Source organism: Streptomyces sp. NPDC049597, from assembly GCF_040675505.1.
GTDB lineage: Bacteria > Actinomycetota > Actinomycetes > Streptomycetales > Streptomycetaceae > Streptomyces.
The window spans coordinates 135,009-161,238 of sequence record NZ_JBFAOY010000012.1 but is presented as its reverse complement, the minus strand read 5'-3'; the positions used below and the strand labels follow the sequence as shown (position 1 = coordinate 161,238).

Annotated in this window: 22 protein-coding genes; 13 read left to right on the top strand and 9 right to left on the bottom strand. The window is 71.3% G+C overall.

Going from position 1 to position 26,230, the window contains the following annotated elements; genetic code table 11:
* Positions 1-7: 7 nt before the first annotated feature.
* From AB0K02_RS16435 to AB0K02_RS16425, 3 genes are all read right to left on the bottom strand, one after another.
* Positions 8-2,428, bottom strand: a complete 2,421-nt coding sequence (locus AB0K02_RS16435) for a SpoIIE family protein phosphatase (protein WP_365993117.1) — start codon at positions 2,426-2,428, stop codon at positions 8-10.
* Between the two features lie 183 nt (positions 2,429-2,611).
* Positions 2,612-5,005: an MFS transporter gene (locus AB0K02_RS16430; RefSeq protein ID WP_365993116.1), complete on the bottom strand. Its 2,394-nt coding sequence runs from the start codon at positions 5,003-5,005 to the stop codon at positions 2,612-2,614.
* A gap of 212 nt (positions 5,006-5,217) precedes the next feature.
* Positions 5,218-5,661 (bottom strand): SRPBCC family protein, encoded by a 444-nt coding sequence (locus tag AB0K02_RS16425; protein ID WP_365993176.1) that lies wholly within the window; start codon positions 5,659-5,661, stop codon positions 5,218-5,220.
* 137 nt (positions 5,662-5,798) lie between these two features.
* On the opposite strand from AB0K02_RS16425, the gene AB0K02_RS16420 reads away from it, so the two are divergent.
* On the top strand, positions 5,799-6,830 hold the full coding sequence (locus AB0K02_RS16420) for an Rv2578c family radical SAM protein (RefSeq protein WP_365993115.1): 1,032 nt from the start codon (positions 5,799-5,801) through the stop codon (positions 6,828-6,830).
* A 115-nt stretch (positions 6,831-6,945) separates the two neighbouring features.
* Here AB0K02_RS16420 and AB0K02_RS16415 read toward each other — a convergent pair whose 3' ends face one another.
* The gene (locus AB0K02_RS16415) at positions 6,946-7,530 is read right to left on the bottom strand and encodes an adenylosuccinate lyase (protein ID WP_365993114.1); all 585 of its coding nucleotides are present in this window, start codon (positions 7,528-7,530) and stop codon (positions 6,946-6,948) included.
* Between the two features lie 306 nt (positions 7,531-7,836).
* Between AB0K02_RS16415 and AB0K02_RS16410 the strand changes: the two genes are divergently transcribed.
* From AB0K02_RS16410 to pssA, 9 genes are all read left to right on the top strand, one after another.
* On the top strand, positions 7,837-9,618 hold the full coding sequence (locus AB0K02_RS16410) for a 3-hydroxyacyl-CoA dehydrogenase family protein (protein WP_365993113.1): 1,782 nt from the start codon (positions 7,837-7,839) through the stop codon (positions 9,616-9,618).
* Positions 9,619-9,733: 115 nt separating this feature from the next.
* Complete coding sequence (locus AB0K02_RS16405) at positions 9,734-10,567, top strand: TetR family transcriptional regulator (protein WP_365993112.1); 834 nt, start codon at positions 9,734-9,736, stop codon at positions 10,565-10,567.
* A 389-nt stretch (positions 10,568-10,956) separates the two neighbouring features.
* Positions 10,957-12,294, top strand: coding sequence for a crotonyl-CoA carboxylase/reductase (gene ccrA / locus AB0K02_RS16400; protein ID WP_365993111.1), 1,338 nt, complete (start codon positions 10,957-10,959; stop codon positions 12,292-12,294).
* Between the two features lie 16 nt (positions 12,295-12,310).
* Positions 12,311-14,323 carry a protein meaA gene (locus tag AB0K02_RS16395; protein ID WP_365993110.1) on the top strand — a complete coding sequence of 671 codons (2,013 nt, stop codon included), beginning with the start codon at positions 12,311-12,313 and terminating at the stop codon, positions 14,321-14,323.
* Positions 14,320-15,294 carry a CoA ester lyase gene (locus AB0K02_RS16390; RefSeq protein ID WP_365993109.1) on the top strand — a complete coding sequence of 325 codons (975 nt, stop codon included), beginning with the start codon at positions 14,320-14,322 and terminating at the stop codon, positions 15,292-15,294. Before AB0K02_RS16395 ends, AB0K02_RS16390 begins: the two co-directional genes overlap by 4 nt.
* Before the next feature lie 16 nt (positions 15,295-15,310).
* Entirely contained in the window at positions 15,311-15,823 is a 513-nt protein-coding gene (locus AB0K02_RS16385; RefSeq protein WP_365993108.1) for a MaoC family dehydratase, read from the top strand.
* A gap of 2 nt (positions 15,824-15,825) precedes the next feature.
* On the top strand, positions 15,826-17,031 hold the full coding sequence (locus AB0K02_RS16380; protein ID WP_307712602.1) for an acyl-CoA dehydrogenase family protein: 1,206 nt from the start codon (positions 15,826-15,828) through the stop codon (positions 17,029-17,031).
* A 170-nt stretch (positions 17,032-17,201) separates the two neighbouring features.
* Positions 17,202-17,858: a phosphatidylserine decarboxylase gene (locus tag AB0K02_RS16375; protein WP_365993107.1), complete on the top strand. Its 657-nt coding sequence runs from the start codon at positions 17,202-17,204 to the stop codon at positions 17,856-17,858.
* Positions 17,851-18,708, top strand: a complete 858-nt coding sequence (gene pssA / locus AB0K02_RS16370) for a CDP-diacylglycerol--serine O-phosphatidyltransferase (protein WP_365993175.1) — start codon at positions 17,851-17,853, stop codon at positions 18,706-18,708. Before AB0K02_RS16375 ends, pssA begins: the two co-directional genes overlap by 8 nt.
* Before the next feature lie 139 nt (positions 18,709-18,847).
* On the opposite strand, the gene AB0K02_RS16365 is transcribed toward pssA, so the two are convergent.
* The 3 genes from AB0K02_RS16365 to AB0K02_RS16355 form a co-directional block, all read right to left on the bottom strand.
* On the bottom strand, positions 18,848-19,234 hold the full coding sequence (locus tag AB0K02_RS16365) for a VOC family protein (protein WP_365993106.1): 387 nt from the start codon (positions 19,232-19,234) through the stop codon (positions 18,848-18,850).
* Positions 19,235-19,256: 22 nt separating this feature from the next.
* Positions 19,257-19,715 carry an SRPBCC family protein gene (locus AB0K02_RS16360; protein ID WP_365993105.1) on the bottom strand — a complete coding sequence of 153 codons (459 nt, stop codon included), beginning with the start codon at positions 19,713-19,715 and terminating at the stop codon, positions 19,257-19,259.
* Between the two features lie 193 nt (positions 19,716-19,908).
* Positions 19,909-21,042 carry a glycerate kinase gene (locus tag AB0K02_RS16355; protein ID WP_365993104.1) on the bottom strand — a complete coding sequence of 378 codons (1,134 nt, stop codon included), beginning with the start codon at positions 21,040-21,042 and terminating at the stop codon, positions 19,909-19,911.
* A gap of 185 nt (positions 21,043-21,227) precedes the next feature.
* On the opposite strand from AB0K02_RS16355, the gene AB0K02_RS16350 reads away from it, so the two are divergent.
* From AB0K02_RS16350 to AB0K02_RS16340, 3 genes are all read left to right on the top strand, one after another.
* Complete coding sequence (locus AB0K02_RS16350; RefSeq protein WP_365993103.1) at positions 21,228-21,722, top strand: NUDIX hydrolase; 495 nt, start codon at positions 21,228-21,230, stop codon at positions 21,720-21,722.
* Between the two features lie 355 nt (positions 21,723-22,077).
* Positions 22,078-23,235: a hypothetical protein gene (locus AB0K02_RS16345; protein WP_365993102.1), complete on the top strand. Its 1,158-nt coding sequence runs from the start codon at positions 22,078-22,080 to the stop codon at positions 23,233-23,235.
* A gap of 66 nt (positions 23,236-23,301) precedes the next feature.
* A complete protein-coding gene (locus tag AB0K02_RS16340; protein WP_365993101.1) occupies positions 23,302-24,048 on the top strand; it encodes a Sir2 family NAD-dependent protein deacetylase in 747 nt (248 codons plus the stop codon).
* A gap of 26 nt (positions 24,049-24,074) precedes the next feature.
* Here AB0K02_RS16340 and AB0K02_RS16335 read toward each other — a convergent pair whose 3' ends face one another.
* Both AB0K02_RS16335 and AB0K02_RS16330 read right to left on the bottom strand, forming a co-directional pair.
* Positions 24,075-24,569, bottom strand: a complete 495-nt coding sequence (locus AB0K02_RS16335) for a methylated-DNA--[protein]-cysteine S-methyltransferase (RefSeq protein ID WP_365993100.1) — start codon at positions 24,567-24,569, stop codon at positions 24,075-24,077.
* Positions 24,570-24,582: 13 nt separating this feature from the next.
* A complete protein-coding gene (locus AB0K02_RS16330) occupies positions 24,583-26,058 on the bottom strand; it encodes an AlkA N-terminal domain-containing protein (protein WP_365993099.1) in 1,476 nt (491 codons plus the stop codon).
* Between the last annotated feature and the right edge of the window lie 172 nt (positions 26,059-26,230).

Below are 26,230 nucleotides of genomic sequence, written 5' to 3'. Positions count from 1 at the left end.
CGCCCGCTCACGGCAGGGACAGTTCGCACCAGACCGTCTTGCCCCGCGCCGTACGGCTCGTGCCCCACTCCCGCGCGAGGGCGCTGACCACGCGCAGGCCCCGCCCGCTCTCCTCCTCCGGCCGTGCGCCGCGCAGCGTCGGCAGGGTGTGGTCCTCGTCGGCGACCTCGCACAGCAGCGTCCCGGCCCGCACCAGACGCAGCTCGGCGCGCCGCCCGTCGGTGTGGCGCACGGCGTTGGCCACGAGCTCGCCTACGAGCTGTTCCACGGCCTCCGTGAGCGCGGCGAGCCCCCAGCCGGCGAGCTGTGCGCGGACGAGACGGCGGGCGCGGGCGGCCTCGCGCGGCTCGATCGACAGCTCCCAGGTGGCGACGGAGCCGGGGTCGATGCCGTTCAGACGCGCCATCAGCAGCGCGACGTCGTCCTTGCGGCCGCCCCGGCCCGCTTCTGAAAACGACGCGGCGAGGGCGCGGATGATGGTGTCGCAGGCGTCGTCCATGGACGCGGCCGGGTGCGCGGCGGACTCGCAGAGCGTCGCGAGGCCCACGCCGATGTCCTCGCCGCGCACCTCCACCAGGCCGTCCGTGCACATCACCAGCCGGTCCCCGGGCGACACGGGCACGCGAACGCTCTCGAACGGCACCCCGCCGACGCCGATCGGTGCTCCCGTGGGCAGGTCGAGAAGTTCGCTGCGGCCGTCCTCGGCGCGGACGATCACGGGCGGCACGTGGCCCGCGTTCGCCAGGTGCAGTTCGCCGCGGATGGGGTCGTACACGGCGTAGAGGCATGTGGCGAGGTAGTGCTCGCCCATGCGCTGGGCGAGGTCGTCGAGGCCCCGCAGCAGCTGCTCCGGCGGCAGGTCGAGGGCGGCCATGGTCTGCACGGCGGTACGCAGCTGCCCCATCATCGCGGCCGAGTTGAGGCCGTGGCCCATGACGTCGCCGACGACGAGCGCGGTGCGCGAACCGGGCAGCTTGACGGTGTCGAACCAGTCGCCGCCGACCCGGCCCAGCAGCGTGCCCGGCAGATAGCGGGTGGCCGTGTCACAGCCGGCCATGCGCGGGGTGACCTGCGGGAGCATCGAGTCCTGGAGGGTCTCCGCGACGTTCTCCTGGTAGGTGTACATGCGTGCGTTGTCGATGACCAGTCCGGCGCGGGCCGCCAGCTCGGCGCCGGTGACGCGGTCCATGTCGTGGAACTCGGGCCGCTCGGGGTGGCGCAGCAGGATCATGCACCCGAGGACGACGTTGCGCGCCTTGAGCGGTGCGATGAGCATCGAGCGGCCGTTGATCAGCGGACGCATGTCGCGCTTGTCGAACTGCTCGGCGATCGCGGTGCCCATCTCCTCGGTGATGCGGGGCACCAGGACCGGCTCGCCGGTGATCATGCACTGGAAGAAGGGCGTGTGTGCGGGGAACGGCATGGATTCGCCGACCGGCACGACGTCGTCCCAGCGCCCCGGCTCGTCGACGTGCTCGAAGGCGACACGGTGCCACATGGTCGTCGCGTCGGGCTCCCCCTCCGACAGGCCCTCGCCGGCGACGACCTCCTCCCGCAGGTAGGTGCAGGCCACGTCGCTGAACCGGGGCACGACCGCCGCGCTGACCTCGTGGATCGTGCGGGTGAGATCGAGGGAGGAGCCGATGCGTCCGCTCACCTCGTTCAGGAACTCCAGGCGCTCGCGCACCGCGGCGTACTCGAGGTCCTGCTCCAGATCCGCGGGGTCCACGGGGTGGCCGGCCGCGACGGCCTCCTCGGCGGCCCGGCGGCGCGCGAGGCGCTCGGCCCGGCGCGGCACTCCCCAGTCAGGGGTGACGGGCACCCGGTCGTGATGGCTGAACTCCAGTACGGGATACCCGAGATCGAGGATCTGGGAGACGATCCGGTTCGACTCGCGCACACTCATGCTGGGCAGGATCTCGGGCAGTCCGCGCGCCAGTTCGCCGAATCCGGGGAAGTCGGTGTGCAGGGCGAAGCCGGGTGCGATGCGCTCGACGCTCTCGTCCGCTCCGGCGAACTGGCCGGCGTCCGCCGCGAGGACGACCAGCCGTTCCCTGCCGGGTCCCACCATGGGGTAGGCCCACCACAGCACGTCGACCCGGTCGCGGCCGGGGTCGGACAGCCGGGCGCGGCCCGCCGCCGGGTAGTCGGTGAGGCCGCCGAGGGCGTCGAGGGCGCCGTGCAGGGCCTGTCCGCCGTAGCCGTCGACGAAGTCGTCGGCGGCGTCGGACGCCAACGCTCCGAAGACCGGCAGCAGTTCGACGGCGGGACGGCCGATCGCCGCCTCGCGCGCCGGGCCGAAGAGGCGCCGGGCGCCGGTCGACCAGTGCGACACGAGACCGTCGCCGTCCACGACGACGACCGCAAGCGGAATCCGGCCCGGGGCGGCGTACTCCCGCGAGTGCGCCGACGGAACACCACTGTTCATGGGCGGAGCGCTCCTTCCGGATGCGGGGCCTTGTCACCACGGTACGGCGCTGCGTGGTTCACGCGCCGGGCAATGGCCCAACCGGTCGTGCGCCCGCGCACAATTGACGATCCGCAGCTGTTTGCCGGTGTCGGCGGCGGCGCGCGCGGCTCTCATGCGCCCCCTGCCGAGGCCGGGACCGGTTCAGTCGGCGTGGCCGAGCTGGAGGTCGCGTTCCGTGCGTCCGCCGCCCGCGACCTGGAGCACGGTGGCGACCGGCGGATAACCGGCCGCGATGACCGTGTACTCGCCGGACGACAGGTCCACGAAGCGGAATGTTCCGTCCGGTCCGGTGGTGAGCGTGTCGACCACGTTGCCGGCCGCGTCGAGAAGAGTGACCCGGGCGTCGTCGACCGGCCGGCCGTCCCCGGCGCGCACGGTGCCGCGCAGCACCGCCCCGCCGGCCAGTTCGATGTCCTGGCGGGTCTCGCGGGACGGCTGCACGCTCACGGGGTGCGCGGCCGGCCGGAAGGCGGGGGCGCTGGCGGCGAGGGTGTACTCCCCCGCCACCAGTTCGCCGATCACGTAGCCGCCCTCCCGGCCGCTGCGGGTGGAGGCCACGACCTCGCCGCGCACGTCGGTGAGCGTGACGGCCGCGTCGCGGACCGGGGAGCCGTCGGCGGTGACGACGACGCCCGCGAGCCGGCCCGCTCCGCCGAGCACGACGTCGAGCTCGACGGGCCGCTCGCCGACGGTGACCGTCACGGCCTGGGGCTGGTGGCCGCCCGCGGCGGCGATCATCACGTACGAGCCGGAGCCCGGCACGCTCAGCGCGTACCGGCCGTCCTCGCCGCTCGCGCCGCGGCCGATCTGCTGCCCCTGGATGTCGATGAGCGTGAGCGCGGCGCGCGGGACGGTGCTCCCGTCGTGGTGCTGCACGGTGCCGCAGACCGGGACGCCCGCGACGGGGGCGGGGGCCGGTCCGGTCCGCACGGCGGTGCGGGCGTGCGGGACGGCGGCGGTCTCGGCGGTGGAGGCGTTGTGGGACACCAGCGGTTTCTCCTTGAGGAAGAAGGCGAGGAACAGGCCGAGGACGAGCACCGGCACGAGGTACAGGAAGATCCGCGGCATCGCGTCCGCGTACGCCTGGATGTAGCCCTCGCGCAGCGCGGGCGGCATGGCGTGGACCAGTTGCGGGGTGATCGATTCGGGGTCGGGCAGGCCGGCGCCGGCCGGGACGCGGCCGACGAGCGCGTCGGTGAGCCGGTCGGCGAACAGGGTGCCGAAGACCGCGGCGCCGACGCTGCCGCCGATCTGCCGGAAGTAGTTGTGGGCGCTGGTGGCGGTGCCGAGGTCGGCGGGCGGCACGGCGTTCTGGACGGCGAGGATCAGCACCGGCATGACGAGTCCGATGCCGATGCCGAGGACCGCCTGCCAGACGCTGTACTCGAGGCGCGGCGTGTCCGCCTCCAGCCGGGAGAGCAGCCACATGCCCACGACCGAGATCGCGCTGCCGGCGACGGGGTAGAGCCGGTAGCGGCCCGTGCTGCTGATGAGCCGGCCGGAGACGATGGAGGCGACGACGATGCCGCCCATCATCGGCAGCATGAGCAGGCCGGACTCGGTGGCGCTGGCGCCGTCGACCATCTGCAGGAACGTGGGCAGGTAGCTCGCCGCCCCGAAGAGCGCGATACCCACGACCGCTCCCACGAGGGACGTGAGCGTGAAGACGGAGTCGCGGAACAGCCGCAGCGGGATGAGCGGTTCGGGCGCGAAGCGCTCGACGACGAGGAAGAGGACGGTGCTCGCGGCGGCGCCCGCGGCCAGGGCGAGGACGACGCGCGAGTCCCAGGCGTATTCGGTACCGCCCCAACTGGTCAGCAGCACCAGGCAGGTGGAGGCCGCGGCGAGGAACAGGGTGCCGAGGACGTCGAGCCGGGCCCGGGCGGCGGGCTTCGGCAGCTTGAGCACGAGGGAGACCACGGCCAGCGTGATCAGCCCGAAGGGGACGTTGAAGTAGAAGCACCAGCGCCAGGACGCATGGTCGGTGAAGAAGCCGCCGAGCAGGGGCCCCGCGACGGAGGCGAGCCCGAAGGCGGCGCCGATGAGTCCCATGAACCGGCCGCGTTCGCGTGCCGGGACGATGTCGGCGATGATCGCCTGCACACCGATCATGAGGCCGCCCGCGCCGACGCCCTGGACGGCGCGGAAGGCGATGAGCTCGTTCATGCTGCGCGACCAGCCGGCCAGTGCGGACCCGATCACGAAGACGACGATGGCGAACTGGAACACGCCCTTGCGGCCGAAGAGATCACCGAGCTTTCCGTAGACCGGCAGGCCGATCGTGGCCGTGAGCAGGTACGCGGTGATCGCCCAGGGCATCCGGTCCAGGCCCTGCAGCTCCCCCACGATCTTGGGCAGCGCGGTGGCGACGATCATCTGCTCGAGCGCGGCCAGGAGCAGCGCGAGCATGAGGCCCGTGAAGACGAGCCGTACGCGGCGGGGGCTCAGCGGCTCCGGCGCGGCGGGTACGGGAGGCGGCGGGTCCGCCGGACCGGCGGCGGCCCGCTCGTCCTTCACCAGAGTGCTGCCGCTCACGTCCTGCTCCCCTCGTCACGCTGCGCGGCGTCATTCTTCGCATTGCGCATGAAGGGGGAGCAAGTCGGGCGCGCTCCCGGCAGGGCGTTCGAGACGGCCCCAACAGGCAGCGCACAAGGCGCACTTGGGGCGCTCATCTGGGGCTTTCCCGTGGCCCGGTGCGCCGGGGGCGCGCGTGCGGGCCGCGGGGAAGACCACCCGATCCGGTGAGGCTACTTCTCGACGTGCGCGGCGAGCCTGTCCAGCACGCTGTCGTAGATCCGGCCGAGCCCCTTGGGCGCGAAGGTCCTCTCGAAGAAGCCGCCGATGCCGCCGGCGCCGGTCCAGACGGTGGTGACGACGGCCTTGGACCTCCCCTCACCGGCCGGGGTGACCCGCCAGGTCGTGACCATGGAGGAGTTGCGGTCCTTCTCGACGAGCTCGCCCTCGGTGGGCTCGCTGACCTCCAGCAGGCAGTCGCGGACGCGCTTGCTGGTGGCCTGGAGCTTCCAGTGGACGAGGGTCCCCTCGCCGTCGCCGCCCTCGCGCACCTCGTACTCGCTGAAGTGCTCGGGCAGGAGCTTCGCGCGGGTGCCCTCGTAGTCGGCCAGCGCGTCGAACACCGTCTCCGCGTCAGCCGAGATGATCCGTTCCGTGGTGGCCTCGACCTGCGCCATGTCCTGTTCCTCCAGCAGTCGCTCCATCGGGATGCGCGCTAGCCAATCACCTCCCGCGGCCCCTCCCAAATCGGAGTTGCGGCGATCATGGGAACAGGTGTTCTATTCTGAGCTCAGAGCGAGCGAGGAGGCGCCCCATGCGCTGGGACAATCTGGCCGAGAGCCCCGCCACCAGCAGGGAAGCCGCCCTGTTCGGGGCGTCGGCGGTGACCACACGGACCTTCGACACCCCCGAGTTCCGGGGCATCACCTTCCACGAGATCCGCGCGCGTTCGATCCTCAACCGGGTCCCCGGAGCGTCCCGGATGCCGTTCGAATGGACGGTGAACCCCTACCGGGGCTGCACGCACGCCTGCGTCTACTGCTTCGCCCGCAAGACCCACAGCTATCTGGACCTCGACACCGGACTCGGCTTCGACTCCCAGATCGTCGTGAAGGTCAACGCCCCCGAGCTGCTGCGCCGCCAGCTCGCCTCCCGCCAGTGGCAGGGCGCACACGTCGCCATGGGCACCAATGTGGACTGCTACCAGCGCGCCGAGGGCCGCTACCGACTGATGCCGGGCATCATCTCGGCGCTGCGCGACCACGCGAACCCGTTCTCCGTCCTGACCAAGGGCACGCTGATCCTGCGGGACCTCGACCTGTTGCGGCAGGCCGCGGAGGTCACCGAGGTCGGCATCTCCGTCTCGGTCGGCTTCACCGACCGCGAGCTGTGGCGCACCGTGGAGCCGGGCACGCCCTCGCCCGAGCGCCGGCTCGACGTCGTACGCGCCCTGACCGACGCCGGGATCGGCTGCGGCGTGCTGATGGCGCCGGTCGTTCCGTTCCTCGGCGACCACCCGGACCAGCTGCGGGCGACCGTCCGCGCGATCGCCGCGTCCGGCGCCACCTCGGTGACCCCGCTCGTACTGCATCTGCGGCCGGGCGCCCGCGAGTGGTACATGGCCTGGCTGCGCGAACACCATCCGCACCTGGTCGCCCGCTACGAGCGGCTGTACGCGGAGGGCGCGTACGCCCCGAAGTGGTACCAGCGCCGTATCACCCGCCATGTGCACGAGCTCGCCGCCGAGTTCGGGATCGGCCCTTCGTCCCGGCCCGGCGGCCACCGCCGCCTGCCGGTGCGCCCGGAGCCGGCGGTCCCGGAGCCCACTCAGCTGACGCTGCTGTGAGCCGTGGGGGCTCGAAACAGGCGTGTGCCCCCGCAGACCGCATGCGCCGCACCTCGGACGACGCGCCCGCGACCGGCGGCCACCGGCCGGGCCGCCTCGCGCGGGGCGGGAGGTGTCAGGCGCCCGGTGCCGGGTCCGGCAGCCGGGCCAGAGCCGCCGACGCCGCCGCCGTCAGGCGCGGGTGCGACAGGGCCCCGCGCAGCACCTCGCCGGCACGCGGGTCGCCGAGGGCACCGAGGCCCTCCACGCAGGCGAGGGCGACCCGCCAGTGCGGATCGCCGGGCGCCAGGCGCCGCCCGAGGACCGTGATCAGCGCCGGCACGGATTCGGGCGCCCGCAGCCGGGTCAGCAGCCGCACCGGCACCAGCGCGTACGCGACCCGCAGCTCGTTGGTGGCGAGTGCGGCCGCCGCGCGCGGCGTGCGGGGGTCGGCGAGCCGGCCGAGCGCGTGGGCGGCGGAGACGCAGCGCTCGGGATCGCGGTGGTTGAGCAGGAGGACGAGGGACTCGAAGGCCCGCCGGTCACCGGCGCAGCCGAGGCGGAAGGCGGCCATCTCGCGCGCCCACAGGGGGCGTTCGTGCTCGGTGAGGACCGCGGCGAGCTCCTCCCGGTCCGAGGTGGCCAGCAGCCGTTCGTACGCCGGACCGCCGCCCGCCTCGTCGCGCAGCCGTGTCGCGAGTGACCGCAACTCCTCGTCCATGGCGGTCAGGGTATCGGCGGGCCGGCACGGCGATCCAGATCACACCACCCGAGGGGTGGCGCGCTCGTTACCCGGGAGTTAATCTCATGTGAGCGGGTAACCCCCGCACCCGCCGCGGCCTGGTGACGCAGCTGTCGGCGGGAGCAGTCGGTTCGGCAGTCCTGCCATCAGTACGACGTGACCCGGGACAGGTCCGTCGGCCCACGCGAATACCCGTGCGCCATGCGCCCTTTGGCGTTCCCACGCCTGTACGGCTTTCTCCGCGCGCGCTCCTCATCAGTCGTCACTCATCCCTGGAGTCCCCCGATGGACATCCCTCTGCACACCATCGCCGTGGTCGGCCTCGGCACCATGGGCACCGGCATCGCCGAGGTCCTCGCCCGCGCCGGCCGTGAGGTCATCGGCATCGACGTCAGCGAAGCCGCCGCCCGCCAGGCGGTCGCCGCGCTCGAGGCCTCCACCGCCCGCTCCGTGGAGCGCGAGCGGATCACCGAGGAGGAGCGCCGCAACACCCTCGCACGCTTCCGCACCTTCTCCGACCTGCAGGCCGCGGCGGAGGCCGACCTCGTGATCGAGGTCGTGCCGGAGTCGTACGAGGCCAAGCAGCAGGTCTTCCGCGAGCTGGACGCCGTCGTCCGCCCGGACGCCGTCCTCGCCACCGGCACGAACGCCCTGTCGGTGACCCGGCTCGCCGCGGAGTCCCAGCGCCCGGAGCGCGTCATCGGCCTGCACTTCTTCAACCCCGCACCGGCCATGAAGCTGGTCGAGGTCGTCTCTTCGGTGCTGACGTCGCCGCAGGCCGTCGAGGCCGTCACCGCGCTCGCCCGTGACCTCGGCAAGGAGCCGGTCGCGGTCGGCGACCGGCCGGGCTTCATCGCGGACGGCCTGCTGTTCGGCTACCTCAACCAGGCCGCCGCCATGTACGAGGCCCGGTACGCCTCCCGCGAGGACATCGACGCCGCCATGAAGCTGGGCTGCGGTCTGCCGATGGGACCGCTCGCCCTGCTCGACCTGATCGGCATCGACACCGCGCGCACCGTGCTGGACGCGATGTACGCCGCCTCACACGACCGGCTGCACGCCCCCGCGCCGATCCTGGGGCAGCTGAGCGAGGCGGGCCTGACCGGCCGCAAGGCGGGCCGCGGCTTCTACACGTACGCCGCCCCCGGCTCGGCCGAGGTCGTCACGGACGCGCTCACGCCGCTCGGTGCGGCCGCCGCCGCGACGGGCCGTGAGGTCCGCTCGGTCGGCGTCGCCGGCTCGGGCACCATGGCGAGCGGCATCGCGGAGGTCTTCGCCAAGGCCGGCTACGACGTCGTCCTCGCGGCCCGCAGCCTGGAGAAGGCCGAGAACGCCAAGGGCCTGATCACCAAGTCGCTGAACCGCTCGGTGAGCAAGGGCCGGATGACGCAGGAGGCGTGCGACGCCACGCTCGCGCGCATCACGCCCGCCGGTTCGCTGGACTCCTTCTCCGACGTCGACCTGGCCGTCGAGGCCGTCGCCGAGGACCTGGAGATCAAGCAGCAGCTGTTCGCCACCCTCGACAAGGTGTGCAAGCCGGGCGCGGTGCTGGCCACCACGACCTCCTCACTGCCCGTCGTGGCCTGCGCACGCGCCACCTCGCGGCCGCAGGACGTGATCGGGATGCACTTCTTCAACCCTGCCCCGGCGATGAAGCTGGTCGAGATCGTGCGGACGGTCCTGACCGCCGACGACGTCCACGCCACGGTCCGCGAGGTCACGACGAGGATCAGGAAGCACCCGGTCGACTGCGGCGACCGCGCCGGATTCATCGTGAACGCGCTGCTCTTCCCGTACCTGAACAACGCGATCAAGATGGTCGAGGAGCACTACGCCTCCCTCGACGACATCGACGCCGCGATGAAGCTGGGCGGCGGCTACCCGATGGGCCCGTTCGAGCTGCTCGACGTGGTCGGCCTCGACGTCTCGCTGGCCATCGAGAAGGTTCTGCACCAGGAGTTCCGCGACCCGGGCCTCGCGCCCGCGCCGCTGCTGGAGCACCTGGTCGCCGCGGGGTGCCTGGGGCGCAAGACGGGTCGCGGTTTCCGCGAATATGCCCGGCGCTGATCCCGACGGCGCGTGGGGCGGGCTGCTCGGTCCGGGGAGCCCGCCCTCCGCGTCGGAGCGGGCCGGGCCCGACCCGCGGGCGCGCCCCGCTGTGCGAATGCAGTACGTTCAGGTCATGCCCCAGCCCGCTGATCCCGCCCGCCGGCCCGGCCGCGCCGGCGCCGCGTCCGACGCTCCGGAAAGTGCCGCAGGCTCCCGCGCCGCCGCGCAACGCCTGAAGATGCGCCGCGAACTCGCGGCGGCCGCCATGGAGTTGTTCGCGACCAAGGGGTACGAGGCGACGACGGTCGACGAGATCGCCGCGGCGGCCGGAGTGGCGCGCCGGACCTTCTTCCGCCACTTCCGCTCCAAGGAAGAGGCCATCTTCCCCGACCACGACGACACCCTGGTGCGGGCCGAGGCGGTCCTGAACGCGGCCCCGCCCCACGAGCACCCGCTCGACACGGTGTGCCGGGGCATCAAGGAGGTCATGCGGATGTACGCGGCCTCTCCGGCCGTGTCGGTCGAGCGGTACCGCCTGACCCGTGAGGTGCCGACGCTGCGGGAGCGCGAGATCGCCTCCGTGGCGCGTTACGAGCGGCTGTTCACGCGCTATCTGCTGGCCCACTTCGACGAGCGGGACCACCACGACGGCAACGACGACCCGCTGCTGGCGGAGGTGGCCGCCTCCGCGGTGGTGACGGCGCACAACCACGTGCTGCGCCGCTGGCTGCGGGCGGGCGGCCAGGGCGACGTGGAGGCCCAGCTGGACCACGCGTTCGCCATCGTCCGCGACACGTTCGGCACCGGCATAGGAGCCGGCCGCAAGGCGGCGCACAACGCGCCGGCCGCCGAGCCGGCGCCGGCGGCCGTGCGCACCGAGGGCGAGGTCCTGGTGGCCGTGGCCCGCACCGACGCACCGCTCAGCGAGGTCATGCGCACGATCGAACAGGCGCTCAAGGAGGGCTGAGCCTCCCGGGACACTCAGGCGAAGACCGCCCGGTTCGGGCGGTCTTCGCCATTTTTACGCCCCCATTCGATCGATCATCGCTCATATGTGTCCGGCGAATGGCATCTGAGAGAAATTCTTGGCACGGAGTGTCTTGCCAGCTGGCACGGCGTGCCATACGTTGATGTTGTCCGGGCGGCCGGCGTGCAGAGCACACTCGTACGCCGGCTGTCCCAGCAACCCTTCGCGGTTGCCCCGCCCGGACGCCTGCGTCACAGGCAACTTCCGCGCCCACCAGCGCTGCCAGCAGCACCATCCGCCGAACCGACGGCACACCTCCACAGCAGCAGCACCACCCCGACGTACCCCTCAGCGTCCGCCCATGGACGCTTCTCGCCGGAGGCAACACCGTGAAGGAAATCCTGGACGCGATCCAGTCGCCGGACAGCACGTCCGCCGACTTCGCCGCACTGAAGCTCCCCGAGTCGTACCGCGCGATCACCGTGCACAAGGACGAGACGGAGATGTTCGCGGGCCTCGAGACCCGGGAGAAGGACCCTCGCAAGTCGATCCACCTGGACGACGTCCCGGTCCCCGAGCTGGGTCCCGGTGAGGCCCTGGTGGCCGTCATGGCCTCCTCGGTCAACTACAACTCCGTGTGGACCTCGATCTTCGAGCCGCTCTCCACCTTCGGCTTCCTGGAGCGCTACGGAAGGCTCTCCGAGCTCACCAAGCGCCACGACCTGCCGTACCACATCATCGGCTCCGACCTCGCGGGCGTCGTCCTGCGCACCGGTCCGGGCGTGAACGCGTGGAACCCCGGCGACGAGGTCGTCGCGCACTGCCTGTCCGTCGAACTGGAGTCCTCCGACGGCCACAACGACACGATGCTCGACCCCGAGCAGCGCATCTGGGGCTTCGAGACCAACTTCGGCGGCCTCGCGGAGATCGCGCTCGTCAAGTCGAACCAGCTGATGCCCAAGCCGAAGCACCTCAGCTGGGAGGAGGCGGCGGCGCCCGGACTCGTCAACTCCACCGCGTACCGCCAGCTCGTCTCCCGCAACGGCGCCGGGATGAAGCAGGGCGACAACGTCCTGATCTGGGGCGCGAGCGGCGGACTCGGCTCGTACGCCACGCAGTTCGCGCTCGCCGGCGGCGCCAACCCGATCTGTGTCGTCTCCAGCGACCAGAAGGCGGACATCTGCCGCGCGATGGGCGCCGAGGCGATCATCGACCGCAACGCCGAGGGCTACAAGTTCTGGAAGGACGAGCAGACCCAGGACCCGAAGGAGTGGAAGCGCTTCGGCAAGCGCATCCGCGAACTCACCGGCGGCGAGGACATCGACATCGTCTTCGAGCACCCCGGCCGCGAGACGTTCGGCGCGTCCGTCTACGTCACGCGCAAGGGCGGCACCATCACCACCTGCGCCTCGACCTCGGGCTACATGCACGAGTACGACAACCGCTACCTGTGGATGTCGCTGAAGCGGATCATCGGCTCGCACTTCGCCAACTACCGCGAGGCGTGGGAGGCCAACCGCCTGATCGCCAAGGGCAAGATCCACCCGACGCTCTCGAAGACGTACGCCCTGGAGGACACCGGCCAGGCCGCGTACGACGTGCACCGCAACCTCCACCAGGGCAAGGTCGGCGTCCTCGCGCTCGCCCCCCAGGAGGGTCTGGGCGTCAAGGACCAGGAGATGCGCGAGAAGCACATCGACGCCATCAACCGCTTCCGGAACGTCTGAGGGCTGAGGTCCAAAGATGACTGAGCGCAAGAAGGACCGGCCCTGGCTCATGCGGACGTACGCCGGTCACTCGACCGCCGAGGCGTCCAACGAGCTGTACCGGCGCAACCTCGCCAAGGGCCAGACGGGACTGTCGGTCGCCTTCGACCTGCCGACACAGACCGGTTACGACCCGGACCACATCCTCGCCCGCGGCGAGGTCGGCCGGGTCGGCGTGCCGGTCTCCCATCTGGGCGACATGCGCCGGCTGTTCCAGGACATCCCCCTGGAGCAGATGAACACCTCGATGACCATCAACGCCACGGCCATGTGGCTGCTGGCGCTGTACCAGGTGGTCGCGGAGGAGCAGGGTGCGGACATCACCAGGCTCCAGGGCACGACCCAGAACGACATCGTCAAGGAGTACCTGTCGCGCGGGACGCACGTCTTCCCGCCCGGTCCTTCGCTGCGCCTGACCACCGACATGATCACGTACACGGTGGCCAACATCCCCAAGTGGAACCCCATCAACATCTGCAGCTACCACCTGCAGGAGGCCGGGGCCACGCCGGTGCAGGAGATCGCGTACGCGATGTCCACCGCGATCGCCGTGCTGGACGCCGTGCGGGACTCGGGCCAGGTGCCGGCCGAGAAGTTCGGCGACGTGGTCGCCCGGATCTCGTTCTTCGTGAACGCGGGCGTCCGCTTCATCGAGGAGATGTGCAAGATGCGCGCCTTCGGCCGCATCTGGGACAAGGTCACGCGCGAGCGCTACGGCATCGAGAACGAGAAGCAGCGCCGCTTCCGCTACGGCGTCCAGGTCAACTCCCTCGGCCTGACCGAGGCTCAGCCGGAGAACAACGTCCAGCGCATCGTGCTGGAGATGCTGGCCGTCACGCTCTCCAAGGACGCCCGCGCGCGTGCCGTGCAGCTGCCCGCCTGGAACGAGGCGCTGGGTCTGCCCCGGCCCTGGGACCAGCAGTGGTCGCTGCGCATCCAGCAGGTGCTGGCCCACGAGTCGGACCTGCTGGAGTACGAGGACATCTTCGCGGGCTCCCACGTCATCGAGGCCAAGGTCGACGCCCTCGTCGCCGAGTGCCTGGCCGAGATCGACCGCATCCAGGAGATGGGCGGCGCGATGGCGGCCGTCGAGTCGGGCTACCTCAAGTCGCAGCTGGTCTCCTCGCACGCCGAGCGGCGGGCGCGGATCGAGGCGGGCGACGAGAAGATCGTCGGCGTCAACATCTACGAGACGACCGAGGAGAACCCGCTCACCGCGGACCTCGACACGGCGATCATGACGGTCGACCCGGCGAACGAGGCCCGCGTCGTCGCCAAGCTGCACGAGTGGCGCGCCGGCCGGGAGGAGTCCCGCGCGGCGGAAGCCCTCGCGGCGCTGAAGAAAGCCGCTGCGGGCACCGAGAACCTGATGGCGGCCACCGTCGAGTGCGCGCGTGCGGGCGTCACCACCGGCGAGTGGGCCTGGGCGCTGCGTGACGTCTTCGGCGAGTTCCGTGCGCCGACGGGCGTCAGCAGCGCCCCGGTGGCGGTCACCGCCGAGGCGGGCACCCCGCTCGCCCTCGTCCGCGAGAAGGTGGCCCGTACGGCGGAGGAGCTCGGTGCGGGGCGGCTGCGGCTGCTCGTCGGCAAGCCCGGCCTGGACGGCCACTCCAACGGCGCCGAGCAGATCGCCGTTCGGGCCCGCGACGCCGGGTTCGAGGTGGTCTACCAGGGCATCCGGCTGACCCCCGAGCAGATCGTCTCCGCCGCCCTCGCGGAGGACGTGCACTGCGTCGGTCTGTCGATCCTGTCCGGCTCGCACGCCGAGCTGGTGCCGGACGTGCTGAAGCGGCTGCGCGAGGCGGGTGCGGCCGACATCCCGGTGATCGTGGGTGGCATCATCCCCAACGCCGACGCCACCGAACTGAAGGCGGCGGGTGTGGCCGCCGTCTTCACCCCGAAGGACTTCGGAATCACGGAGATCATCGGCCGTATCGTCGACGAGATCCGTCACGCGAACAAGCTCGACCCCCTGGAGGTCCCCGCATGAGCACGCCTGTGCACCCGGTCAACCGTCTCCGCCCGCGCCGTTCCTGCCTGGCCGTGCCCGGTTCGAACCCCCGCTTCCTGGAGAAGGCCCAGGGACTGCCGGCCGACCAGGTCTTCCTCGACCTGGAGGACGCCTGCGCGCCGCTCGCCAAGCCGGAGGCCCGGCACACCATCGTGAAGTTCCTGAACGAGGGTGACTGGACGGGCAAGACGCGGGTCGTGCGCGTCAACGACTGGACCACCGAGTGGACCTACCGCGACGTCGTCACCGTCGTCGAGGGCGCCGGCCAGAACCTCGACTGCATCATGCTGCCGAAGGTGCAGAACGCCGAGCAGGTCGTCGCGCTCGACCTGCTGCTCACCCAGATCGAGAAGACCATGGGCTTCGAGCTGGGCAGGATCGGCATCGAGGCGCAGATCGAGAACGCGCAGGGCCTCAACAACGTCAACGCCATCGCGCAGGCATCGCCGCGCGTGGAGACGATCATCTTCGGCCCGGCCGACTTCATGGCCTCCATCAACATGAAGTCCCTGGTCGTCGGCGAGCAGCCGCCCGGCTACCCGGCCGACGCGTACCACTACATCCTGATGAAGATCCTGATGGCCGCCCGCGCCAACAACCTCCAGGCGATCGACGGCCCCTACCTCCAGATCCGCAACATCGACGGCTACCGCGAGGTCGCCCAGCGCGCCGCCGCGCTCGGCTTCGACGGCAAGTGGGTGCTGCACCCGGGCCAGGTCGAGGCGTCCAACGAGATCTTCTCGCCCTCCCAGGAGGACTACGACCACGCCGAGCTGATCCTGGACGCGTACGACTACTACACGTCCGAGGCGGGCGGCAAGAAGGGCTCGGCGATGCTCGGCGACGAGATGATCGACGAGGCCAGCCGCAAGATGGCGCTGGTCATCTCCGGCAAGGGACGCGCGGCCGGCATGCAGCGCACCACCAAGTTCGAAATCCCCGCCAACTAGAAAGGCCCTGAGCGACATGCAGTTCGGACGCACCTACGAGGAGTTCGAGGTCGGGGCCGTCTACAAGCACTGGCCCGGGAAGACGGTCACCGAGTACGACGACCACCTCTTCTGCCTGCTCACCATGAACCACCACCCGCTCCACATGGACACGAACTATGCGGAGAAGACGACGGACTTCGGCAAGAACGTCGTCGTCGGGAACTACATCTACTCGCTGCTGCTCGGCATGTCCGTGCCGGACGTGTCCGGCAAGGCCATCGCGAACCTGGAGATCGAGTCGCTGCGGCACGTGGCGCCGACCTTCCACGGCGACACGATCTACGGCGAGACCACGGTCCTCGACAAGACCCCGTCGAAGTCGAAGAACGACCGCGGCATCGTCTACGTCGAGACCAAGGGCTACAAGCAGGACGGCACCCTCGTCTGCGTCTTCCGGCGCAAGGTGATGGTCCCGACCGAGACGTACATCAAGGAGCGCGGCGGCGAGCAGCCCGGCCGGCCCGAACTCAAGTCGCAGGAGAAGTAGTCATGGCCCGACTCGCCCAGACCGCAGGTCTGACCGATGTCCAGCAGGAGATCCTGTCCACCGTCCGTGACTTTGTCGACAAGGAGATCATCCCTGTCGCCACGGAGCTGGAGCACAAGGACGAGTACCCGCAAGAGATCGTCGACGGCCTCAAGGAGCTCGGCCTGTTCGGCCTGATGATCCCGGAGGAGTACGGCGGCCTGGGTGAGTCCCTTCTCACGTACGCGCTGTGCGTCGAGGAGATCGCCCGCGGCTGGATGTCCGTCTCGGGCATCATCAACACCCACTTCATCGTCGCGTACATGCTCAAGCAGCACGGCACGCAGGAGCAGAAGGACACCTTCCTGCCGCGCATGGCGCTCGGCGAGGTGCGCGGCGCGTTCTCGATGTCGGAGCCGGGCCTCGGCTCGGACGTCTCGGCGATCACGTCCAAGGGCGTGAAGGACGGCGACGAGTACGTCCTGAACGGCCAGAAGATGTGGCTGACGAACGGCGGCACGTCCACCCTGGTCGCGGTCCTGTGCCGGAGTGACGAAGGACACCCCGAGGGCACGGCCCCGCACAAGTCGATGACGACCTTCCTCGTCGAGAAGGAGCCGGGCTTCGGCGAGGTCCGTCCGGGCCTCACCATCCCCGGGAAGATCGACAAGATGGGCTACAAGGGCGTCGACACGACCGAGCTCATCATGGACGGACTGCGCATTCCGGCCAATCGGGTGCTCGGCGGGGTCACCGGCCGAGGGTTTTACCAAATGATGGACGGCGTGGAGGTCGGCCGCGTGAACGTCGCGGCACGTGGCTGCGGTGTCGCGCAGCGTGCCTTCGAGCTGGGCGTCTCGTATGCCCAGCAGCGTCACACTTTCGGCAAGCCGATCGCCTCCCACCAGGCGATCCAGTTCAAGCTGGCCGAGATGGCTACCAAGGTCGAGGCCGCGCATGCCATGATGGTGAACGCGGCACGCAAAAAGGACTCCGGGGAACGAAACGACCTGGAGGCAGGGATGGCGAAGTACCTCGCCTCCGAGTACTGCAAGGAAGTCGTCGAGGACGCCTTCCGTATCCACGGCGGCTACGGCTTCTCCAAGGAGTACGAGATCGAGCGCCTCTACCGCGAGGCTCCGATGCTGCTGATCGGTGAAGGTACCGCCGAAATCCAGAAAATGATCATTGGGCGTCGGCTGCTCGAGGAGTACCGCTTCCAGGGTTGATTGCCGCATTTGAGTCGGTACGGCCGCGAAGAAGATCACACCCTGTCATCATCTTCCGGCCGCCGACTCGGTTTCAGGCTTTCCCAGTTGTGCTCCGTACCCGATACCATCGGCCGGAAAGCCGCCGTCCCCCGTTACCAGCGCGGCATCATCCGCTACGAAGGTCATCCATGCCCCACAGCCAAACCTCTGCACCACGCGACAGCCGCTTTGGCGTACGGATCGCTCGCGGAGCATCGCCGTGGCTTCTGCCGACCGTCGCCACCGCTGCACTCAGCCTGGCCCGTGCCCGCCGTTCGCGGCGGGCCGCGGCGATCGCCGTGCCCACCACCGCGCTCGCGGCGGGCATGCTGTGGTTCTTCCGCGACCCGGAGCGCGAGATCGCGTCCGGACGGGTCATCTCGCCCGCCGACGGAGTGGTGCAGAGCATCATGCCGTGGAAGGACGGACGCACGCGCGTCGCGATCTTCATGAGCCCGCTCAACGTCCACGTGAACCGCGCGCCGCTCGCCGGCACCGTGACGTCGGTCGAGCACGTCCCCGGCGGCTTCGTGCCCGCGTTCAACAAGGAGAGCGAGAACAACGAGCGCGTTGTCTGGCACTTCGACACCGAACTGGGCGACATCGAGATGGTGCAGATCGCCGGTGCGGTCGCACGGCGCATCGTCCCCTACATCCCGCAGGGCACCAAGGTCGAGCAGGGCGATCGCATCGGTCTGATCCGCTTCGGCTCGCGCGTCGACATCTACCTTCCCGAGGGTGTCGAGGTCGCTGTCGAGGTGGGCCAGACCACTACGGCGGGGGTGACTCGCATTGACCGTGATTGATCCCGACACGCAGGCGAACTGGGTGGCCGAGTCCGACGAAGAGGACGACGCGGAGGAGATGCCGCTCTCTCTGCGGCTGTCGATAGCGGACACCCTCACGCTCGGCAACGCCACGTGCGGTTTCATGGCGGTGTACTTCACCACCACCGGCATCCTCATCCCGCACCTCCAGGGCAGCCAGGAGACCGGCATGGCGCGGCACAGCGCCGCGACGGCCGTGATCCTGATGCTGCTGGCGGCGATCTTCGACCTCTGCGACGGGCTCGTTGCCCGCAAGCTGCGGTCGTCGCCGATGGGCGCCGAGCTGGACAACCTCTCGGACCTGATCAGCTTCGGTCTCGCGCCCGCGTACTTCGTGCTGGTCTACGGCATGGTCGCGGACGACGCCCACCAGCGGGTCTCGGCCGTGGCCGCGATCGTGGTGCTGCTGGCGGTGGTGCTGCGGCTTGCGAGATTCTCGTGCGTGACCATGAAGGACGGCATGTTCCAGGGCATGCCGAGCCCCTTCGGAGCGCTCACGGTCGTCTCGATCGTGCTGCTGGAGCTGCCCTTCATCCCGACGCTGCTGGCGATCATCGGCGCGGCGTGGCTGATGGTGAGCCGCGTCGAGTACCCGAAGCCGCGGGGTGTCCTCGCGGTGGCGATGCTCGGCTGGATCGTCGCGGCGATGGGCATGCTGGCGGCGTGGGCGTTCGACGCGCCGGGCGGCCAGGTGCTGCTCCAGATGGGCTGCGCGCTGCAGATCGTGATGGCGGCGACGATCCCCCTCTTCGCCACCGCCCGTCGCGTGAACACGTTCCGCGACAACCGCCGCGAGAGCCGTGAGGCGCGGGCGGCGCAGGTGCCGTAGCACGCCGAAGGCGCGCGAGTCACAGAAGCCGAGGGCCCCGGATGCGCAGCATCCGGGGCCCTCGGCGTGCCGGGTGTCCCCCCGCCCCGCCGGCCCGTTCCGGGTGGGCGCGGTGCGCGTGTCCCGCGTCCGCGTCCCGTCACGGGCGATAGCGCAGCGGATGGTCCTCGGGCACCTCGACCACCGCGATGCGCACCCCGTCCGGGTCGGCGATCCACATCTCGACCAGCCCCCACGGCTCCTTCCGCGGCGCACGCAGCACCTCCAGGCCCCGCTCACGCAGTTCGTCGTGTGCGGCCCGCACGTCGGGCACCTGCAGCCACAGCCGCACGGCCGGCGAGGGCGGGGTGTCGGAGCGGCCCGAGAGTTCGAGGAATCCGCCACCGAGGAAGTACACCGTGCCCCGCTCCTCGCCGGTCCCGAACTCACGGTAGACCGCCAGCCCCAGAGCGCGACCGTAGAAGTCGCGCGAGCGCTGAGGGTCGGTGGGGCTCAGCAGAATCCTGCTGCCCAGTACATGCACCATGTGGCAGAGCGTAGGCGGTCGGTCATCCGGGCTTGATGCGGCCGCGCCAGCCTCCGCTCTCGCCGCCCTGGTGCTCCACGTACTCCTTGAAGCGACGCATGTCGCCCTTGACGCGCCGGTCGATCATCCCGGTCATGTCGGCGGCCTTGTCGGCCATGCCGCCGGGCTCGACGTCCATCACGAGTTCCACCCGCGTGTGCGTGTCGTCCAGGCGCTGGAAGCGCACCATGCCCTTCTGCTTGGTGTCGCCGCTGGTGGTGCGCCAGGTGATGCGTTCGTCGGGGAGCTGGTCGACGATCTCGGTGTCGAACTCCCTCTTGACTCCCCCGATCTTGGTGGTCCAGTGGTTGTGGCGGTCGTCGACCTGGGTGACCGCCTCCACACCTTCCATGAAGTTCGGGAACTCCTCGAACATCGTCCACTGGTTGTAGGCGGTGCGGACCGGGACGTCGACCTCGACGGTCTCCTTCACCGTGCTCATTGCTGCGCCTCCTCCTGGGGTGTGCCCGCGGGGCAGTGACTGCCGCGCGGGCCGTGCACGTCGTGCGGGTACCCAGTGGCCGCCTTCCTACAACCGTGCGGGCGAGGCGACTCCTGTCGCACACGCACCCGCCCCGGCGGGCAGGGCCCGCCGGGGCGGCGTCGTGGCAGAGCGGGGTCACCCGCGTGGCCACCTACGTCAGGAAGTCGCGGGCGATCGACTCCGCCACCTGCTCCAGCAGCGGGCCGGCATGCGCCATGGACGCCGCCGGGTCCGGCTCCAGCGCCGTCAGGGCGTAGGCGCGGCGGATGCCCGCGCGTCCCAGGGCCTCGGGCGGGAGGGCCAGACGGCCGCAGACCGCGACCACTTCGATACCCTGCGCGCGGGCCGCCGAGGCCACGCCCGCCGGTGCCTTCCCGTGCAGGGTCTGCTCGTCGAGCGAGCCCTCGCCGGTGATGACCAGCGTCGCCCGCTCCAGCGCCGGCGCGAAGCCCAGCACGTCCAGCATGACCTCGATGCCCGGCCGGAAGCGGGCACGGAGCGCGACGAGCGCGCCGTAGCCGATGCCGCCCGCCGCGCCCGCGCCGGGCGCGTCCGCCAGGTCCGGGCCGAGGACCGACGCGTAGTGGGCGAGTGCCTCGTCGAGGGCGGCCACGTCGTCCGGGGTCGCGCCCTTCTGCGGGCCGTAGACCGCGGGCGCGCCCTTCGGTCCGGTCAGCGGGTTGTCGACGTCGCTGGCGAGGATCAGGTCGACGTCCTCGAAACGGGCGTCCAGGCCCGACAGGTCCGCCGTGGCGAGCGCGCCCAGGCCGCCGCCCCCCGGTGGCACCGGCTTGCCGTCCGCGTCCAGGAAACGGGCGCCGAGCGCGGCCAGCATCCCGGCCCCGCCGTCCGTGGTCGCGCTGCCGCCGACGCCGAAGACGATCGTGCGCGCGCCCGCGTCGAGCGCGGCGCGCAGCAGCTCCCCGGAGCCGTACGTCGTGGCGGTGAGCGGTGCGAAGACGCCGGCCGGGAGGTGCTGGAGACCCGAGGCCTCGGCCATCTCCACGACCGCGGTGCCCTCCCGCAGGGCGTACGCCGCGGTCACGGGGTCGCCGAGCGGCCCGGTCACCCGTACCTCACGGCGTTCGAACCCCGCCGCCACCGCCGCGGCGACCGTGCCGTCGCCGCCGTCGGCGACGGGCAGGGTGTCGACCTCCAGGTCCGGGACGATCCGCCGCAGCCCGGCCGTCACCCGCTCGGCGACCTGCACCGCCGTGAGCGAGCCCTTGAACTTGTCAGCTGCGACGAGCACCCGCGCAGGCTGAGAAACTGCTCCGTCCCTCACCGTGTATCCCTTGCTGTCGAACAGGCAGTCGCGCCGCCCCCGACCCTATCCGCACCCTCGGGCGCCCTGCTACCCCGGCATCGCACAGCGTCACGCCGCGCACGTGGGTGTTTCCTCCGTATGCGGCGCCGCCGGGGCATGGCGCACCCGCCGCGGCGGGTGCCCGATGACCTACGCTGCCTGCCGTGACGACCTCCGACTACGCCGCCTACATCGCGTCCCTCCCCCGCATCCTGGCCGGAGCCGCCGCACTGTTCCGGGACGCCGAGGAGCGGGTGCTGCTCGTCGAGCCCAGCTACCGCAAGGGCTGGGCGCTGCCCGGCGGCACCGTGGAGTCGGACATCGGCGAGACGCCCCGGCAGGCCGCGCGCCGGGAGACGCTGGAGGAGATCGGTCTCGATCTCGAACTGGGCGCGCTGCTCACGGTGGACTGGGTGCCGGGCGAGGGACGGCCGCCGATCGCCGCGTACGTGTACGACGGCGGCACGCTCACCGAGGCCCAGTTCCAGGCCATCAGGCTCCCGGAGGATGAGCTGCTGTCCTGGCGACTGGTGGCACGCGAGGACCTGTCGCGTTATCTGCTCGGCTCGCTGTGCCTGCGGGTCGAGGCGTCGCTCGACGCGCTGGCCGCCGGCACGGGGGCGGTCGAGCTGGAGAACGGACTGCCGCCGAAGCCGTGACCCCACGACGGGCGTTCCGCACCCCATGCCGGTGAACGCCGTACCGTGGTGGGCGTTCACGGCACGTTGTCCGCGCCGCCGAGGAAGGCGCGCGGCACCGCCGCCCGGGCGGGGAAGGCGCCGCCGCACCGCTGGACCGGCCGCACCCCCGTGCCGTTCGCCCCGCTCACCCGTTCCGGTGCGGCAACCGGCTGACGGCCGCCGCGTGCCGGGTGCCCACTGTGGCGTCACTGTCCCGCTGTTGACAGAGCATCAGTACATCCGGGTATGCCGCTCACGGGTGTGCGCGCGGGTCCGGTACGGCGCGCACACCTCCGCTGGGCACCATCCGGACTTCGAGGACAGCGGAGGGATCATGCACAGACACGCGTACGGCTTGCTCACGGCCGCCGCCTTCACGGCGGCCGCGACGATCGGCGTCACCACCTCCGCGACCGCTGCCGGTCCGCCCGCCAAGGCGGTCGAGCCACCCCTCACGGTGGACGGCGGCGCCTGGCGGTCGGGGCACCTGCAGGGCATGGCGCTGGACCGGCGGAAGGGGTTCATGTACTTCTCCTTCACCGACCTGCTGGTCAAGACGGACCTGCGCGGCAAGCCGGTCGGATCCGTGACCGGGTTCACCGGCCACCTGGGTGACCTGGACTTCAACACGGAGGACGGACGCGTCTACGGCTCGCTGGAGTACAAGGCGGCCGAGGCGTTCTACATCGCGATCCTGGACGGCGACCGCATCGACCGGATGAACATGGACGCGCAGACGAGCGGGGCCGTCACCACGGTCCACCTGCGGGAGGTCGTGGAGGACTACACCGCCGACATGAACGGCGACGGCGTCTTCGACGGAAACACGGGCGCGACGGCCGACCACCGCTACGGGTGCAGCGGCATCGACGGCGTCGCGTTCGGCCCGGCGTTCGGCAGGAGGAACGGGCCGCAGAAGCTGACCGTCGCCTACGGCGTGTATGCCGACACGACGCGCCAGGACAACGACCACCAGGTCCTGCTCCAGTACGACGTACGCCGCTGGCGCACGTACGAGCGGCCGCTGACCGAGTCGGCGCCGCACCGCAGCGGCCCGGCGCGTCCCGGGGGCAAGTTCTTCCTGTACACCGGCAACACGAGATACGGCGTGCAGAACCTGGAGTACGACGGGCACAGCGGCAACTGGCTGATGGCCGCGTACAAGGGCTCCAAGCCCGGCTTTCCCAACTACTCCCTGTTCGTCGTCGACGGCGAGGGCAGCCCCCGGTGGGGCGAGGTCCGCGGCCAGCGGGAACCCGAGACCGGGCGGCTGCTGCCGCTGCTGCGCGGGGGACTGCACCACGAGCCCTCGGGCACGTACGGCTGGCAGTCGACGGGGCAGTACGGTCTGGTCTCGCTCGACGACGGGCGCTTCTACCTGGCCGAGACGGCGAGGGTCCCGGACGGCGATGTGACGAAGGAGTCGGGCAAGGCGGTCCAGCAACGCTGGACGGGTCTGACACCGACGCCGTTCTCCAAGGTGACCCCCTAGGGGCTGGTTCACGGCCGGTGGTCAAATCGGTCGCCCCCGGCCCGCGGGGCTGCGTACGCTCGCCGTATGACACTCGTCGCCATTCTCAGCGGCGCCGGTATCTCCACCGACTCCGGCATCCCCGACTACCGCGGCCCGCAGGGGCTGTGGCGGCGCGATCCGGAGGCCGAGAAGCTCGTCACGTACGACTGCTACATGTCCGACCCCGGCATCCGGCGCCGCTCCTGGATCATGCGCCGCGAGAGCGCGACCTGGCGCGCCGAGCCCAACGCCGCGCACCGCGCCGTCGCCGAGCTCGACCGCCGGCCCGGAGTCGCCGTCCGGGTGATCACGCAGAACGTGGACGGACTGCACCAGCTCGGCGGCATGCCCGACCGCAAGGTGCTCGAACTGCACGGCACCGCACGGACGGTGACGTGCACACGCTGCCATGTGCGCTCGCCGATGGCCGACGCGCTGGCCCGCGTGGAGGCGGGCGAGGAGGACCCGGCGTGCCTCACCTGCGGCGGGATCCTCAAGTCGGCGACGGTGATGTTCGGCCAGCGGCTCGACCCGGAGGTGCTGGGCCAGGCGATGGCGATCGCCAAGGCGTGCGAGGTGTTCGTCGCCGTCGGCACCACGCTGAAGGTGCAGCCCGCCGCGTCCCTGGCGGGGATCGCCGTGGAGCACGGGGCGCGGCTGATCGTGGTGAACGCGGAGCCGACGCCGTACGACGACCTGGCCGACGAGATCGTGCGCGAGCCGATCGGCACGGCGCTTCCGGCGCTGCTCGACCGCCTGGCCGCCCAGCCGCCGGAGCACCTGGCGTCCTGAGGACGGACCGGACGGGCGGCCCGCTCCTAGAACAGCGCGTCGTCCGGCGTCCCCTGTTCGAAGGCGAGCAGGCGCTTCTTGCGGTCGAGCCCGCCGCCGTAGCCGACCAGGCTGCCGGAGGAACCGATCACCCGGTGGCACGGGACGATGATGCCGATCGGGTTCCGGCCGTTGGCGAGACCGACCGCGCGGGAGGCGGCCTTGTTGCCGAGGATCTCGGCGAGTTCGCCGTAGGTGCGGGTCTCGCCGTAGGGAATGCGCCGCAGCTGGTCCCAGACGCTGCGCTGGAACGGTGTGCCGTCGAAGTGCATCGGCAGGTCGAAGACGGTGAGTTCGCGGGCGAAGTACGCCGCCAGCTGCTCGACGGCCGCGCCGAACGGCGTCTCGTCGGGTACGCCGAAGGTCTCCTCCCCCGGGCGGTGCCGCTGCCCGGTCATGTAGAGCCCACTGAGCACGCCGTCGGTGGCGACGAGCGTGAGCGGGCCGTAGGGGCTGTCGAGGACGGTGTGCTGCCTGGTCATGCTCGGGACTTCCTTACGCGGGGAGGTGGTTGACGGGGTGGTCGTCCGTGGCCCACAGGTACTGCACGGCGTACGCCCGCCAGGGCCGCCAGGCCGCGGCACGTGCCGTGAGGGCGGCCGGGGTGGCGGGCAGGCCGAGTCCGGCGGCGGCGCGGCGCATCCCGAGGTCGGTGGGGAGGAACGCGTCGGGGTCGCCGAGCGCCCGCATGGCGATCACCTCGACGGTCCACGGGCCGAAGCCGGGCAGCTCGGCCAGGTGTGCGCGGGCGCGGTCCCAGTCGCTGCCCGGGTCGAGCCGCAGCGAGCCGTCGGCGAGCGCGGCGACGAGGGTGGTCAGGGTGGTGCGGCGGCTGCGCGGCAGGGCGAGGGCCTCGGGATCGAGCGCCGCGAGGGCGTCGGGGGCCGGGAAGAGGTGGGTGAGCCCGCCTTCGGCGTCCTCGACCGGCACACCGTGCGCCGTGACCAGCCGTCCCGCGTGGGTGCGGGCGGCGGCGGTGGAGACCTGCTGGCCCAGCACCGCGCGCACGGCGAACTCGGCCGCGTCGACGGTACGCGGCACGCGCCTTCCGGGGGCCTTGTCGACCAGCGGGGCGAGCTCGGCGTCGGCGCGCAACCGGTCGTCCACGGCGACGGGGTCGGCGTCGAGGTCGAGCATCCACCGGCAGCGGCTGATGGCGATGGTGAGATCGCGCAGATCGGTCAGGGACAGACGGCACGCGATGTGGTCGGGCCGCGGGGTGAGCGCCACGACCCCGTGCCCGTACGGGAGGGACAGGGTGCGCCGGTAGGCGCCGTCCCGCCATTCCTCCACGCCGGGGACGCCGGTGGCGACGAGGTGCCCGAACAGGTTGCCGGGGTTGAGCGGCGCGCGGTACGGCAGTCGGAGCGTGATCACCCCGGGCGTGACGGGCGGCGAGGAGCGGCGGGCCGACGCGCGGGTGCGCAGGTCGCTGGGTGCGAGGGCGAAGACCTCCCGGACGGTGTCGTTGAACGTGCGGACGGAGGAGAACCCGGCGGCGAAGGCGACCTCGGCCATGGGCAGGGACGTCGTCTCGACGAGCAGCCGGGCGGTCTGGGCGCGCTGGGCACGGGCGAGAGCGAGCGGTCCGGCGCCGAGCTCGGCGAGGAGCTGACGCTCGATCTGGCGCGTGGAGTACCCGAGCCGGGCGGCGAGCCCGGGCACGCCCTCGCGGTCGACGACCCCGTCGCCGATGAGCCGCATGGCGCGGGCCACCGTGTCGGCACGGGCGTTCCAGGCGGGCGAGCCCGGGCTGGTGTCGGGCCGGCAGCGCTTGCAGGCGCGGAACCCGGCCTGCTGGCAGGCGGCGGCGCTCGGGTAGAAGGTCATGTTCTCGGCCTTCGGCGGCACGGCCGGGCAGCTGGGACGGCAGTAGATCCGTGTGGTCAGGACGGCGGTGAAGAACCATCCGTCGAACCGCCCGTCCTTGGACTGGACGGCGCGTACGCAGCGCTCGGTGTCGGTGTGCATGGGGTCAAGCATCGGGTACGCCGGCCCCTGGGGGCTGGCGGAAATCCGACATCAACGCCGCACTGCCAGCACTGGCCCGACGGCCGGCCGGACACCAGCGGAATCCGGGTGGACGCGCGCGGTCATCGTGCCCCTGCCGCCCGTTTCGACCGGCCGAACGGGGGCACTCACG

Coding starts and splice junctions, on each gene's coding strand:
- AB0K02_RS16435 (WP_365993117.1), bottom strand. CDS start 2,428: ATGAACAGTGGTGTTCCGTCGGCGCACTCGCGGGAGTACGCCGCCCCG.
- AB0K02_RS16425 (WP_365993176.1), bottom strand. CDS start 5,661: ATGGCGCAGGTCGAGGCCACCACGGAACGGATCATCTCGGCTGACGCG.
- AB0K02_RS16420 (WP_365993115.1), top strand. CDS start 5,799: ATGCGCTGGGACAATCTGGCCGAGAGCCCCGCCACCAGCAGGGAAGCC.
- AB0K02_RS16415 (WP_365993114.1), bottom strand. CDS start 7,530: ATGGACGAGGAGTTGCGGTCACTCGCGACACGGCTGCGCGACGAGGCG.
- AB0K02_RS16410 (WP_365993113.1), top strand. CDS start 7,837: ATGGACATCCCTCTGCACACCATCGCCGTGGTCGGCCTCGGCACCATG.
- AB0K02_RS16405 (WP_365993112.1), top strand. CDS start 9,734: ATGCCCCAGCCCGCTGATCCCGCCCGCCGGCCCGGCCGCGCCGGCGCC.
- AB0K02_RS16395 (WP_365993110.1), top strand. CDS start 12,311: ATGACTGAGCGCAAGAAGGACCGGCCCTGGCTCATGCGGACGTACGCC.
- AB0K02_RS16390 (WP_365993109.1), top strand. CDS start 14,320: ATGAGCACGCCTGTGCACCCGGTCAACCGTCTCCGCCCGCGCCGTTCC.
- AB0K02_RS16385 (WP_365993108.1), top strand. CDS start 15,311: ATGCAGTTCGGACGCACCTACGAGGAGTTCGAGGTCGGGGCCGTCTAC.
- AB0K02_RS16380 (WP_307712602.1), top strand. CDS start 15,826: ATGGCCCGACTCGCCCAGACCGCAGGTCTGACCGATGTCCAGCAGGAG.
- AB0K02_RS16375 (WP_365993107.1), top strand. CDS start 17,202: ATGCCCCACAGCCAAACCTCTGCACCACGCGACAGCCGCTTTGGCGTA.
- AB0K02_RS16365 (WP_365993106.1), bottom strand. CDS start 19,234: ATGGTGCATGTACTGGGCAGCAGGATTCTGCTGAGCCCCACCGACCCT.
- AB0K02_RS16360 (WP_365993105.1), bottom strand. CDS start 19,715: ATGAGCACGGTGAAGGAGACCGTCGAGGTCGACGTCCCGGTCCGCACC.
- AB0K02_RS16345 (WP_365993102.1), top strand. CDS start 22,078: ATGCACAGACACGCGTACGGCTTGCTCACGGCCGCCGCCTTCACGGCG.
- AB0K02_RS16340 (WP_365993101.1), top strand. CDS start 23,302: ATGACACTCGTCGCCATTCTCAGCGGCGCCGGTATCTCCACCGACTCC.
- AB0K02_RS16335 (WP_365993100.1), bottom strand. CDS start 24,569: ATGACCAGGCAGCACACCGTCCTCGACAGCCCCTACGGCCCGCTCACG.
- AB0K02_RS16330 (WP_365993099.1), bottom strand. CDS start 26,058: ATGCACACCGACACCGAGCGCTGCGTACGCGCCGTCCAGTCCAAGGAC.